Source organism: Nannocystis pusilla (genome assembly GCF_026626665.1).
In the GTDB taxonomy this organism is placed as follows: Bacteria; Myxococcota_A; Polyangia; order Nannocystales; family Nannocystaceae; genus Nannocystis; species Nannocystis pusilla.
The window spans coordinates 5,033,120-5,046,312 of the sequence record NZ_JAPNKE010000002.1 but is presented as its reverse complement, the minus strand read 5'-3'; the positions used below and the strand labels follow the sequence as shown (position 1 = coordinate 5,046,312).

The window sequence follows — 13,193 nt, the reverse complement described above, 5'->3', positions numbered from 1 at the left end:
GTCCTTCGTGCGGACGTCGAGCGGTGGCGCATGTTGATAGGGCGCCCGTGGCGTCGGGACGAGGATATGTCCTCGGGGACATGCCTGGATGGACATGTCCGGGGAGTGATCGAGCTCGCGGCCTACCAGTTCGCGGGAGCGCCGTCGCGGTAGAACCGGTGGGGGGCGTCGCGGGGGACGTCGAGGCCGCCGAGGATGCTGCCGGCGCCGGTCTCGACGTTGCGCTCGCCGTTGGGGCCGCCCATGTCGGTGCGGACCCATCCGGGACACACGGCGACGACGTCGAGCCGACGCGGGTCGTCGGCGAGGTCGCGCGCGAGCAGGTGGGCCAGCGCGGTGACGCCGATCTTCGAGGTCCCGTAGGCGGTGCCCGGCCAGCCGGCCTCGCGGTGGCGACCTTCCTTCACGTCGGTCACGAACTGACGCATCAGCGCCGACAGTTCGGTGCGCGTGAGCGCGTCGAGGTCGAGGCGCGCGCGCAGCTCGGGCGACACCAGGTCGCGCTGGCCGACGCCGCTCGAGACCAGCACGAGGTGCGCCTCGGGCCGCAGCAGCGGGAGCACGCCCTCGACCACGCGCAGGACGCCGAAGTAGTTGGTGTCGATCGTGGTCTCCGCCACCTGGCCGTCGAAGCCGTTGAGGGCCACGCCGGCGTTGGCGATCACGACGTCGAGGCCCTCGGGGTGGACGCGCTTCAGCTCGGCGACGAGGCGGTCGACGCTGGCCGGGTCGCGGACGTCGAGCGGCAAGAACTCGACCCCCAGCTCCCGCGCGGCCGCGCGGCCGTGCTCCGCCTGGCGAGCGGTCAGGATGACGCGATAGCCCCGGTCGCGGAGCTGGCGGCACACTTCGAGGCCGAGGCCCCGGTTGGCCCCGGTGACGAGGGCGAGCGGCTGACGTGCGGTCATGCGGCCAGGCTAACCCGGCGCGTGGGCTCATCTGACAGGGCTCCCGCGCGCTCGGCTTCGGCGGCAGACCGGCGGCGAGCGGGCTCGGCCGACAGCCGGGCCGCGCGGTGGCCGCGGGCCGCACGGATGAGCATGACTTCGCGTTCTCATTGCTCACATGTCTTTGGGGGCATGTGAGTGCGCGGGGCCCGGGCTGCTCCGTGAACGTCACTCGTCGAGCTGGCGTTCACACTTGCGGCGGATGACCTCGAGCACTGCTCGGCACCACGCGTCATAGCGAGGCTCGGCCTTATAGGCGTAGGAGGTGAAGAACACGTGGTCCTGGCGGGCGAGCCATGCCCGGTGCAGCTCGCCCCGCTTCGTGGCCGCGCGGGCCCAGTGGCGCAAACACTGGCCCCACGCCCGTGGCGTCCACGAGCCGAGCGCTCCGTCCGGGTACTCGATCCAGTGATCGCCGGCGAAGTCGGTGCCGGCGAGCAGCAGCGAGGTCCCGGACAGGAACGCGAACAGCGGCTCGTCCGGCGTCTCGTCGTCCGAGCCTTCGCGGTAGAGCGCCTGGCGCTGACGGTCGAAGGCCCTGAGCGCGTCGTCGTCGATGACGCCGTCTCGCGGGGCCGGGAATCGGGCCAGCAGCGCACGGAGCTCCCGCAGGGTCGGCCGCGGCGACCGCAGCGGCACCCAGGTCGAGGCGAGCGAGCCGGTCACGTCGTCGCGCAGGATGCGGATGCCGTGTCGCTTCTCCGCTGCGACGAGCTCCGTGATCGCGGCCTCGGGGTCCGCGTCATCCTCGATGATTGCAAGCACGGCGCGCACGAACGGCGCGGATGGATCGAGGAGGTTGGCGGCCACGCCGAATTCTACCGTTTCTGGCGTCCACCGAGATCGGCCTCGGCGAAGCTTTGGCCCCTCATCGGCTATGGGGTCGCCGCCGAGGTGCACGCGACGGAGCACGAAGCGATGGGCGGGCGCGACGGCTCGCCGCGGGGAGAGCGAGGGGGCTCGCCTGCACATGAGCCGACGCATCATCGCTGTCATCAAGCAGCACGAGTCACTCGTGCCTCAGAAGCTGGCCGACGCCTTGATCTGGGCGAACATTGACGGGGAGGACGAGACGGCGAGTCTCCAAGCTCGTGGAGTCCATCAATACGGATATCTACCAGGGGGTCCAGTACGTCAAGAAGGCGCTCGTCGGGAGCAACCCCTTCAAGAAGACCGTGCATCAGTCCAATCTCATCTGGGATTGGATGAGGGAGCGGGCGCTGAGCATAGCCGATTTTCGGGCTCGCCGGCCACGAGCCCGCGTGCCAGAGCGGACGAGAGAACCAGGAGCCGCAGCGTTTTTGGGGATAGGTGCCCGCCACCTCCTGCGGCCGCCCGCAATCCGAGCCGGGCGTGTATCATCGCCTTGAATGCCCCGCGTCCGGCCCATCCTCGGCTCGCTTGTCCTCGCGACATGCAGCCCGCAGGAACCAGCCGCTCAACGTCCGCCGGCTCCGCCCGCTGCGGAATCGCCCGAAGTACGCTCGCTCGCCCTCCCGGCCCTCGCCGCGTGCGGCGCCGGCCTCGCCGTCGACCCGGCCGCGGACGGTCGCCTCCTCGCCTGGGGGGCCTGTCCTTCGGGACAGGCTGGCTGCCGCGCTCTCGAAGGCGGTGACGGCGTGGCGTATCGTCTGGACGCGGGTTGGACCGAGGCCGGCGTCGTGCTGGCGATCGACGAGTACGACCGCTTCACCCTCGCTCCGCTCGACGGCCCGCCGTTTCTCGTCCTCACAATCGCAGACGTCGCTCGTTGTGACTTCTTCGATGCCGCCTTCGACGGCGACTCCGCGGCGATCGGCGTCGACATCTCGGGCGACTCCGGGGAAATGTCGCGGATCTATCTCGCCGGCCCGCTGCACCCCGATCCCGCTTGGCATCGACCTGCGGCGCGCCTCCGCGGCTTCGGCCAGGTGTCCCTGTCCGGTCGTACGCTCGTCACGATCCGCGGCGACCTCCAGCGCTCCGACCCGCGTAGCGGAGAATTTACGGCGATGTTCCACGGACCCGCCACCTGCTGCGGTGCGGCCGTCGGCGCCTCCACCGTGTTCGTCGCCGACAGGCGGAACATCCTCGTGCACTCCGATGCTGGTGGTCTCCCGCAGGTCCTTCACCACGCCCCCGAAGGCGAGGAGGTCGCGGACCTGCACCGGGTCGGCAGCGCCTTCTACTGGGCCCAGAGCGTGGGCGCCAGAGCGGATGCCCGGGGACGTGGGTCGATCGCGTCGAGCTGTGGACCGCGGCCGTGACCGACCAGCCGTCCCGGTTCATCCCGCACAAACTCACCGACCTGGCCCGCCACACGCTCCCGGGCGAGCGCTGGGAGGATGCGATCGTCGCGGGCGGCGGCAAGCTGGCGGTCCTGGATCTCGACGCCGCTGAACCCGTGGTCGAGGTCGTAGATGTCACCACTGGTGCGCTGCGTCGATGGTTGCCTGAGTCGGCGCCGCGCCGCGTCGTATTCGTCGATGCCGACGAGATCGGCGTCGAGTTCAGGCGGCCCGACGCCACGTATCAATACATGCGGATCTCCCTCGACACGCTGCCTGCCGGGTCGTGAACCAAGCGCGCAATCATCGGAGCACGACCGACACCGACGGCGGCGGAGCACGTTCGCGTCGAGCGGCGGGGGTTCGTCGAGCGGAGACGACGCGCCGAAAGGGCGCGAGATGGCGTCTGTTCGGCGGCCAGCCCTGGCCGTCGAACAGGCGCCCCACGCTCTGTGCCTGGCGAACATTCTCTGACGAAGCCGAGGTCGGCGCGTCGGCTTCTCACGGCTGCAGCCGTGCCAGGGGGTCCGGGGAAGGGCCGGCCGCGAATTAGAGGCGAGATGGGTGCGAGGAACGAGTGCCCATCCGCCGGTCAACTCGCGGCCGGCCCTTCCCCGGACCCCCCGCGAGGCGCAGTCGGCAATACGCGAACAATCGAGGCCCCGCCCTCCGCGTCAGTCCCGTTCCCGGACCCCCTCGATGCGCAGTCGGCGATACTACCTGTCCCTAAGGACAGCTCAGCGCCCCTGCTGCCAAAGCCGGCGCAGCACCCCTGCGCCGATCGTCCCGAGCTCGAGCAGCTTGAGGTACGTCGGCATCTCGATCGTCGGTACCTCGTAGGGCGGCCGCTCCCACTCGTCGATGCCCCCGCGGTCCACCCACGCGCTGTGCAGCGGGAACCCCGGGCGGATGCCTTGCTCGTGCGGCCCCGGCCCGAGCGTGCAGATAGGTCCGTTGTCGAGCGGCTGGGCCGCGTCCCAGATCCAGATCTCCATGTCGGGGTGGTCGGGGCCCCACACCAGCGCCACGATGTAGCCGTCGCGGGTGCTCTGGCTGTTCGGGCGCGGCACGAAGATCGGCGCCGCCATGAACCACCCCGGCTCGAACGCGTACGCGCTGTCGAGGCGCATCTCGTGGTCGAGGCGGTAGAAGCGGACCGTGTTTTGCGGGTCGGAGATCCGCTCGATGAACTCCGGCACCGGGATCAGGCGGCGGGGCGGCCAGTTGTCGTCGGGGCGGCCGCGGCGGAAGTTGGCGAACACGCGCGCGCTCATCGTCTGCGGCAGCCAGCCGCCGGCGACCCAGTAGGTCGCGTCGAGGCGGCGGCACGTGCGGAGCAGGTTCGGCGTCGCCGACGTGTCGTGCTCCGACAGGTACGGCGAGATCTGCAGCGGCGGCAGGATGTTGAGGCCGAGCGGGAAGTGTTCGCGGTCGTCGGGGTGGGGGAACGCGCGGGTCTCGACCGTGCCGCGGCGCAGGTCGACCACGTGGCGGCGGACCTGGTTGAGGTCGGTCGCCGACGAGAACATCCCGAGCAGGCTGTCGGGGACGATGCCGCCGCCGATCAGTCGGTCGCCGGCTTCCATCTGATCGGCCGGGTCGGCGCCGACGTTGTGCTGGGCGAAGATCGTGACGACATCGCCGTCGTCGTCGTAGTCGGTCAGCGCATGCGTCAGCTCCCACATCAGGTCGACGCGCTTCGCGGGCAGCTCGCGGGCGCCGGACTTGAGGGCGCGGCGGATGTCGTCCTTGTGGATGAAGTAGACCGGGCAGATGTGGTCGGGCGTGGCCTCGCGCAGGCGGATCCGCAGCCAGCGGTACAGCACTCGCAGGTTGCGGGGCACCTCGATCGTGCGGCTCTCGACCAGCCACTTCCACAGCAGCGGCGTGAGTGGTTCGACCAGCGACGACGTGTTGAGCACCAGGTTGGCGTTGAAGACCACCAGGTAATTGCGGGTGAGGCAGATCTGGTGGACGCTGGCGTGGCCGAGGATCACGCCCTGGCCGTCGACGGTGACGCGCAGCGGCGGGGTCGGCGGGGCGGGGCCGCCGTCCCAGGTGGTGATGTACAGGTCGGCGCGGATCGGCTTGTTGACGTGGACGAAGTCGGCGACGCGCGGGACGATGTTGGTGTAGAGGAGGCGCGGCTTGCCCGGTTCGAAGTCGGGGTCGTACACCGGGTGCCCGGTGGTCATGATCATCGGGCTGAACGAGCTGCCGACGGCGGTGTGGTAGTCGCCGGGGCGGCCCACCGGGGTGATGTGCTCGAGCGTCTTCGGCGAGACCTCGACCGGGCGGCCGGCGTCGTACGACAGCAGCAGGCGGCGGCCGGCCTTGCCGTCGTGCGCGCCGACCGGGAAGGTCGGGATCGGCGAGGTGTTGGTGAGGTTCGAGGTGCCGAACCACGAGAACTCGGCGAAGTCGGTGCGGACGAACGCCTCGGGGGCCAGCTTGCGCAGGTGCCAGCTCTGGTTCTCGATGAAGCGGGTGGCGGCGCGGATGAACACGTTGCCGCCGTCGCGGTGGGGCTCGAGGTCGAGGATCAAGAGCCGCCCGCTGGCGGTGAGCATGTGCGGGTTGACGTTGAGCTCGTGGTGCTCGTGGATCGCCTGGTACGGGAAGACGGTGGTGAATGTCCTTCCGGACAGGTCCGAAGGGTAATGTCCGGTGCGCACGGCGTAGCGCGCGGCGTGGTCGACGACGTCGCCGTGGTAGGCGTGCAGGAGGCCCCGCTCGACCTGCTCGGCGAAGGTTTGGGCGCTGATGGACATGGCGCGGATTAGCGGCTCCAGAAGCGGAAGGCGAGGAGGAACACCGCCACCAGCGAGCCGACCAGGATCAGCGAGGAGACCGCCGGGAAGGCGGCGCACAGCAGGGCGCCGGCGAGCATGACCCCCGCGGCGTACCAGATCCAGCGCTCGATGGCGATCCCCGCCATGGTGGCGATGGCGCCGAGCATCAAAAGGTCGTTGACCATGGTGGTAGCGACCGGCGTGGCGAGCACGACCGCGGCCGTCCGGTGGACCAGCATCGCCAGCGAGGAGACGACCAGCCAGGCCATGACGCGCCGGTTGATCGTGTTCTTGAAGAAGGAGCCGCGGAACGCGAAGATGAGGCCGAACAGGACCACGTTGATGACGGCGCCGGCGATCGCGTTGCTGGCCGCGGAGGGCAAGAGGCTGCCCTCGGGGCTGTATACGATCAGGACGACCGTGATCGCCAGGATGCTGGCGGGGATGATCATCGACAGCATGACGCGCTGCGGGCGAGCGACCGAGAGGTCGAACTCGGGGTCGCGGGCGCGGCCGGAGCCGCGGTTCAGCGCGTCGAGCAGCTCGGCCATGCTGGCGAAGCGGTACTCGGGGTCGCGGTCGAGGGCGCGGACGATGGCGGCGTGGACGCCCGCGGGCACCGGCGAGTCGGCGGGCGGCGGGCGGATCTTGCCGTCGCTGACGTTGATCACCAGCTCGAGCAGGCTGCCGCCGGCGAACGGGTGGTGGCCGTACAGCGCGGTGTAGAGGGTGACCGCGTAGCTGAATTGATCGGTGCGGTCGTCGCACTGACGGCCGGCGTGCTGCTCGGCGGCCATGTACGCCGGGGTGCCGGCGACCCGCCCGCCGTGGGTGCGGTTCGGATCGGGCAGCGGCACGCCCTCGTCGGGCTCGGAGGTGTGGCGGTGCTCGGGCTCGCCGCCGACGGACCCGACGGCGCCGCCGGTCAGGCTGGCGCGGCCGCTGCTCGCCCGGGATCTGCCGCTGCGGCGTCGCGTCGCAGGCCCGACGCGCTGAGCCCCGGCTCCGACCGCGGGGCCGCGCGCGCGAGCCCGAAGTCCATGACCCGCGCGTGCTCGTGCTCGTCGATGAGGATGTTGTCGGGCTTGAAGTCGCCGTGGACGATGTCGGCCTGGTGCGCGGCCGACAGACCACGGCCTGCTTGCACCATCACGCCCAGGACCTGCTGCCAGGTGCGCGGCTGGGCCTTGAGCCAGCTGCCGAGCGTGCGCCCCTGCACGAACTCCATGGCGAGGTAGACCTGCTGTTCCCAGCGGCCGACCTCGTAGACCTGAACGACGTTGGGGTGGGAGAGGCGGGCCATCGCCCGCGCCTCTCGCTGCATGCGCGCCTGGTTGGCGGGGCTGTTGTCGCGGCCGGGGCGGATGAGCTTGAGGGCGACGCGGCGGTCGAGCTCCTCGTCGTAGGCCGAGTAGACGACGCCCATGCCGCCCTCGCCGAGCTGGCGCAGGACGGCGTACTTGCCGATCCGCGCCGACTCGCCGAGGTAGCCGGGCCGCCGCGTCGGCTCCGACAGCTCGTCCTCGGCGTCGGTGTCGGGGCCGTGCGACGAGTCCGGCAGCGCCGACATGTTGGCCAGCGTGTCGACCGTGACTTCCTCGGCCGAGCTGCCGGGGAACGCGGCCGCGTAGCTGTCGCGCCAGTCGCCGGGCTCGGACTTTGTCCCGGAGGCGGGGCCGCGCTTGTTGTCGCCGTGGTCTCGCGTCATGTCCGTCGCCCGAGCCCGACCCCTCGGCGTGCTCGCCGAGACTACCGCAGCGCGGCGCCGGGCGGCGCGAGATCGTCCCGCGGTCGCAAGAGAAACCCCCGGTGCCCACGCGGAGGCGTCCGCCGGACACGGCGCCGGTTTCGCCGCCGGACCGGAGGTTTCCGACGTCACCGGCTCTTAGGAAACGATGTACTTCCAGAGGCGCCCGCGCTATGCCCCACGGGCAAGGGAGCCCCCCGACGATGAAGCGAGCGCTGGCTCAAGGTGTCCTGATCGTCATCGTCATCGCCGTCGCGTTCGTGATGATGGGCGTCATCCGTGGCATGAAGCCCGAGGTCAAGGCGGTGGCCAGCGAGCGCCGCTCGGTGCCGGTGGTCGTGCAACGGGCGCAGCCCGGAGCCCATCCGGTGACCGTCCGCGGCCTCGGCGAGGTCAAGCCGGTCCACCAGCTGCGCGTGACCTCCGAGGTCAACGGCCGCGTCGTCGAGCGCAGCGACGGCCTCGCGCCGGGCGGCCTGCTCCGCCGCGGCGACCCGCTGATCCGCATCGACGCGCGCGACGTGTCGGCCCAGGTCGCGTCGCAGCGGGCCGCGCTCGAGCAGGCCTCGGTCGCCCTCGCCGACGAGCGCGGGCGCAAGTCGGTCGCCGAATACGAGTGGCAGGGCCGCTCCGACGCGCTGGCCGACCACGCGCGCGAGTTCGCGCTGCGAGACGTCCACGTGCGCAGCGCCCAGGCCAACGTCGAAGCCGCCCGCGAGCAGTTCGGCCGGGCCCGTCGTGACCTCGGGCGGACGATGGTCCGCGCGCCGTTCGACGCGATGGTGACCGAGGCGACCGTCGAGCTCGGACAGGTGGTCTCGACGCAGACCCAGCTCGCCACGCTGGTGGCGATCGACCGCTACTGGGTCGAGATCGCGGTGCCGGTGGCCCAGCTCGTGCACCTGGAGATCCCCGGCGTCAACAGCACCGGCCAGCGCGGCTCGCCGGCCAGGGTCATCCACGACGCCGGCGCCGGCGTGGTCATCGAGCGCGAGGGCTACGTCGAGCGCCTGCTCGGCCAGGTCGACGCCCGCGGCCGCATGGCCCGGCTGCTGGTGGCGGTGCCCGATCCTCTCGGGACAGGTCTCTACGGACAGGTCCCAAAGGTCAGCGACGCACCGGCCGCGGCCGTGCCGGCGCCGCGGCTGCCGCTGCTGCTCGGCAGCTCGGTGCGGGTCGAGCTCGCCGGCCAGCCGCTGGTCGACACCACCGAGGTCCCGCGGGTGGCGCTGGTCGACGACGACAAGGTGTGGCTGGTGGTCGACGGCAAGCTGACGCTGCGCGCGATCGAGGTGGTGTGGCGCTCGGCGACCACCGTGCTGGCGCGCGGCCTCGCGGCCGGCGAGGCGGTCGTGACCACGCCGCTGGCGACCCCGACCGAGGGCATGCAAGTGACGATCGAGGGCGACTCGCCGGAGCTGATCGCGGCGAACCAACCTCCGGCGAAGAAGCTCTAGACCCGAGACACTGCGGACGCAGCGAGGAGCGCCATGGACTCGAATTCGTCAGGTTCGTCCGGCATGGTCGCAGGCACCGGCGCGATCGCGTGGATGGCGAAGAACCCGGTCGCCGCCAACCTTCTGATGATCCTCCTGATCGTCGGCGGCCTGTTGATGGCCGGCCGCGTCAAGCAGGAGGTGTTCCCCGAGACCGAGCTCGACATGGTCTCGATCAGCGTGCCGTACCCCGGCGCGAGCCCGGCCGAGGTCGAGCAGGGCATCGTCCTCGCGGTCGAGGAGGCGGTCCGCGGCATCGACGGGGTCAAGCGCGTGGTAGCGACCGCGTCGGAGGGCTCGGCCCGCATCAACGCCGAGCTGACGATCGACGCCGACGACGAGAAGGTGCTGGCCGACGTGAAGAGCGCGGTCGACCGCATCACGTCGCTGCCGAAGGACGCCGAGCGCCCGGTCGTCAGCCTGGTCACGAACCGCTCCGAGGTGATCTCGATGGTGGTCTACGGCGAGCAGGACCTGCGGGTGCTGCGCCGGATCGCCGAGCAGGCCCGCGACGTCTATCTCGGCGACTCGCGGATCACCCAGGCCGACCTCGCCGGCGCGCCGAAGAAAGAGATCTCGATCGAGGTCCCGCGCGAGCAGCTGCGGGTACACAACCTGACGCTCGAGCAGATCGCCCAGAAGGTCAGCCAGACGTCGCTGCAGCTGCCCGGCGGCGGGGTCAAGACGGCCACCGGCGAGGTCCTGGTCCGCACCGACGAGCGCCGCGAGGACGAGCGCGGCTTCTCCGAGATCGCGGTGGTCACCGGCCCCGCCGGCACCGAGGTCCGCCTCGGCGACATCGCCCGCGTGCGCGAGACGTTCGCCGAGACCGACGAGTCGGCCAGCTTCGCCGGGATGTCGGCGGTGATGATCCGTGTGTATCGGATCGGCTCGCAGAAGCCGCTCGCGGTCGCGGAGGCGGTGCGCGAGCTGACCGGCCAGTTCACCGCGCAGCTGCCCGAGGGCGTGAAGATCGCCCAGTGGCAGGACATGTCCGAGATCTACGCCCAGCGCATGGACCTGCTGATGCGCAACGCGCAGACCGGGCTCATCCTGGTGGTGCTGTGCCTCAGCCTGTTCCTCGAGATCCGCGTGGCGCTGTGGGTCGCGTGGGGCATCCCGACGTCGTTCCTCGGCGCGCTGTTCCTGATGCCGATGCTCGGGGTGTCGGTGAACATGATCTCGCTGTTCGCGTTCATCGTCGTGCTCGGCATGGTGGTCGATGACGCGATCGTGGTCGGCGAGAACATCTTCGAGCGGGCCCAGCGCGGCGAGTCGTACATCGACGCGGCGATCGCCGGCTCGCGCGAGGTCGGCATCCCGGTGGTGTTCTCGGTGCTCACCACGGTCGCCGCGTTCACGCCGCTCTTCTTCCTGCCCGGGTTCATGGGCAAGTTCATGAGCGTGATCCCGGTCATCGTGATCGCGGTCCTGATCTTCTCGCTGGTCGAGTCGCTGTTCATCCTGCCGGCCCACCTCGGCCACCTCACCAAGCCCGAGGGCGGCGTCTACGGCGCGATCTTCAAGTTCCAGCAGCGCTTCGTGGTCGGCCTCGACCGCTTCGTCGAGAAGGTCTACACGCCGCTCGCCCGCGCCGCGCTGCGGTTCCGCTACTTCACGCTGACGCTCGGCTTCGCCACGCTGGTGCTGACGCTGACCTACGTCGCGTCGGGCCTGATCGGGTTCCGCTTTCTGCCGGGCATCGAGGGCGACGTCGTCACCGCGGCGGTCGAGCTGCCCTACGGCTCGTCGGTCGAGCAGACCCGCCGCGTGCAGGAGCGGCTGGTCCGCAACGCCCAGGAGCTGGTGAAGGAGTACGGCGGCGACCCGGTGCTGCGCGGCCTGTTCGCCCAGGTCGGCTCGCGCGGGCCGGTGATGGGCCCCGGCGGCTCGACCGGCGCGTCGGGCGGGCACGTCGCCAACGTGCGCGTGTTCTTCGTGCCGAGCGACCTGCGCGACTTCAAGACCGGCGACTTCGCGGCCGAGTGGCGTAAGCGCGTCGGGCCGGTGCCCGAGGCCAAGACGATCAACTTCAGCGCCAACATGGGCCCGAGCGCCGGCAAGCCGGTCGACGTCGAGCTCAGCCACGTCGACGAGGACGTGCTCGAGCGGGCCGCCGACGAGGTCACGACGGTGCTGCGCGGCTACGCGGGCGTGCACGACGTCGAGAACGGGGTCGCGCTCGGCAAGCCGCAGCTCGACCTGACGCTGACCGCCGAGGCGCGCACGCTCGGGCTCACGTCGACGGACATCGCCCGTCAGGTCCGCGGGGCGTTCTTCGGCGCCGAGGCGCTGCGCCAGCAGGACGGTCGCGACGAGGTGCGGGTGATCGCCCGCCTGCCGCTCGACGAGCGGCGCAGCGAGCACGACATCGAGGAGCTGCTGATCCGCACGCCGCAGGGCGGCGAGGTGCCGCTCCACGAGGCGGCGGTGATCGAGCGCGGCCGCAGCTGGCCGTCGATCGAGCGCGCCGACGGCAAGCGCATTGTCCACGTCACCGCCGAGCTGCGCGAGGGCGAGGCGACGCCGGGCATGGTCAACGGCAAGCTGAAGAGCGAGCTGCTCGACAAGCTGCCGGAGAAGTACCCCGGGCTGTCGTGGCAGATGGGCGGCGAGAACCGCGAGCAGGCCGAGTCGTTCGGCAGCCTGAAGACCGGCGCGCTGATGGCCCTGCTGGCGATCTACGCGCTGCTGGCGATCCCGTTCCGCAGCTACGTGCAGCCGCTCATCGTCATGGCGGCGATCCCGTTCGGCCTGGTCGGGGCGATCGGCGGTCACATCCTGCTCGGCTACGAGCTGAGCATGATGAGCATGATGGGCATGGTGGCGCTGTCGGGCGTGGTCGTGAACGACTCGCTGGTGCTCATCGACGCGACCAACGAGTTCCGCCGCACCCGCAACCTCAGCCACTTCGAGGCGGTCATCTCCGCCGGCGTGCGCCGGTTCCGGCCGATCTTGCTGACCTCGGTGACGACCTTCTTCGGCCTCATGCCGATGATCCTCGAGCCGTCGGTGCAGGCCCGCTTCCTCATCCCGATGGCCATCAGCCTCGGCTTCGGCGTGATGTTCGCGACCGGGATCACGCTGGTCCTGGTGCCGGCGCTGTACCTGGCGGTCGAGGACCTGCGCGCGGGCATCGGGGCGTGGTGGGACCTGGTGAAGGGCAAGAAGCCGCCGCCGCCGCGCGCCCGAGTCGCTCGAGAACTATCCGCTCGACGTGTGAATCAGCGGCGGTTGGCCGAGGCGGGGCGGGTCAGCAGCTGCGCCGTCGCCTCGGGCGTGGCGGGGTCGCGTCCTTCGAGGATGGCCTCGACGTCGCGCAGGCGGTCCTGGCCCCACACGAGCTCGCCGCGGACGAGGAAGCTCGGCACGCCGAACACGCCGAGGGCGATCGCCTGCTCGGTCGCGGCGACGAGGCCGGCCTTGATGTCGGGATCGCCGGCGCGGGCGACGAGGGCGGCGCCCGGCAGGCCGGCGCGGTCCAGGGCGGCGACGAGGACGGCCGGATCGCCGAGCTCGCGCCCTCGCCCCAGCCGGCGCGGACGATCGCGGTGGTGGCCGCGGCCCGCTGCTCCGGCGCGGCGGCGAGGATGGCTCGCTGCGCGGTGAGGGGATTGAACGGGTGCGACGCGGGCCCGCGGAGCGGCACGCCCTGCTCGGCGGCGCGGCGCAGGATGTCCTTGAACATGAACACCCGCTTGCCAGCGATCTCGGCCGGACCGAGCTGACCCCAGTGCTTGAGCAGGCCGGCGAACAGGACCGGTCGATGGACGATCACGAGGTCCGGGTGACGCGCGCAGCCCGGGCAGCATGGCGTCGGCGAGGTACACGTAAGGCGAGATGACGTCGAAGAAGAACTCGATCGTGTCGGCCATGCGGCGAGGTTAGCATTGCAAATGCGGCGGGGAGCCCCCGCGCGCAGCGAATGCGGACGCTCGGCGAGG

The 13,193-nt window shown here is 71.0% G+C and carries 8 protein-coding genes and 2 pseudogenes; 4 read left to right on the top strand and 6 right to left on the bottom strand.

Features of this window, described 5'->3' with window-relative positions:
- Window positions 1-122: 122 nt before the first annotated feature.
- Window positions 123-908, bottom strand: a complete 786-nt coding sequence (locus OV079_RS22300) for an SDR family NAD(P)-dependent oxidoreductase (protein WP_267770880.1) — start codon at window positions 906-908, stop codon at window positions 123-125.
- Window positions 909-1,115: 207 nt separating this feature from the next.
- On the bottom strand, window positions 1,116-1,847 hold the full coding sequence (locus OV079_RS22295) for a hypothetical protein (protein ID WP_267770879.1): 732 nt from the start codon (window positions 1,845-1,847) through the stop codon (window positions 1,116-1,118).
- A gap of 719 nt (window positions 1,848-2,566) precedes the next feature.
- Here OV079_RS22295 and OV079_RS22290 point away from each other — a divergent pair.
- Together OV079_RS22290 and OV079_RS22285 are read left to right on the top strand one after the other, a co-directional pair.
- Entirely contained in the window at window positions 2,567-3,193 is a 627-nt protein-coding gene (locus OV079_RS22290; protein WP_267770878.1) for a hypothetical protein, read from the top strand.
- Window positions 3,190-3,504, top strand: a complete 315-nt coding sequence (locus OV079_RS22285) for a hypothetical protein (protein ID WP_267770877.1) — start codon at window positions 3,190-3,192, stop codon at window positions 3,502-3,504. Before OV079_RS22290 ends, OV079_RS22285 begins: the two co-directional genes overlap by 4 nt.
- A 447-nt stretch (window positions 3,505-3,951) precedes the next feature.
- Here OV079_RS22285 and OV079_RS22280 read toward each other — a convergent pair whose 3' ends face one another.
- The 3 genes from OV079_RS22280 to OV079_RS22270 form a co-directional block, all read right to left on the bottom strand.
- On the bottom strand, window positions 3,952-5,985 hold the full coding sequence (locus OV079_RS22280; RefSeq protein ID WP_267770876.1) for a carotenoid oxygenase family protein: 2,034 nt from the start codon (window positions 5,983-5,985) through the stop codon (window positions 3,952-3,954).
- A gap of 8 nt (window positions 5,986-5,993) precedes the next feature.
- Window positions 5,994-6,863, bottom strand: coding sequence for a serine/threonine-protein kinase (locus OV079_RS22275; RefSeq protein ID WP_267770875.1), 870 nt, complete (start codon window positions 6,861-6,863; stop codon window positions 5,994-5,996).
- A gap of 68 nt (window positions 6,864-6,931) precedes the next feature.
- Window positions 6,932-7,714, bottom strand: coding sequence for a serine/threonine-protein kinase (locus tag OV079_RS22270; protein WP_267770874.1), 783 nt, complete (start codon window positions 7,712-7,714; stop codon window positions 6,932-6,934).
- 242 nt (window positions 7,715-7,956) lie between these two features.
- On the opposite strand from OV079_RS22270, the gene OV079_RS22265 reads away from it, so the two are divergent.
- Together OV079_RS22265 and OV079_RS22260 are read left to right on the top strand one after the other, a co-directional pair.
- A complete protein-coding gene (locus tag OV079_RS22265; protein WP_267770873.1) occupies window positions 7,957-9,210 on the top strand; it encodes an efflux RND transporter periplasmic adaptor subunit in 1,254 nt (417 codons plus the stop codon).
- A gap of 33 nt (window positions 9,211-9,243) precedes the next feature.
- Window positions 9,244-12,354: pseudogene (locus OV079_RS22260) on the top strand (efflux RND transporter permease subunit); the annotation flags it as partial.
- 119 nt (window positions 12,355-12,473) lie between these two features.
- On the opposite strand, the pseudogene OV079_RS58335 reads toward OV079_RS22260, so the two are convergent.
- A pseudogene (locus OV079_RS58335) lies at window positions 12,474-13,027 on the bottom strand (DsbA family protein).
- Window positions 13,028-13,193 lie beyond the last annotated feature (166 nt).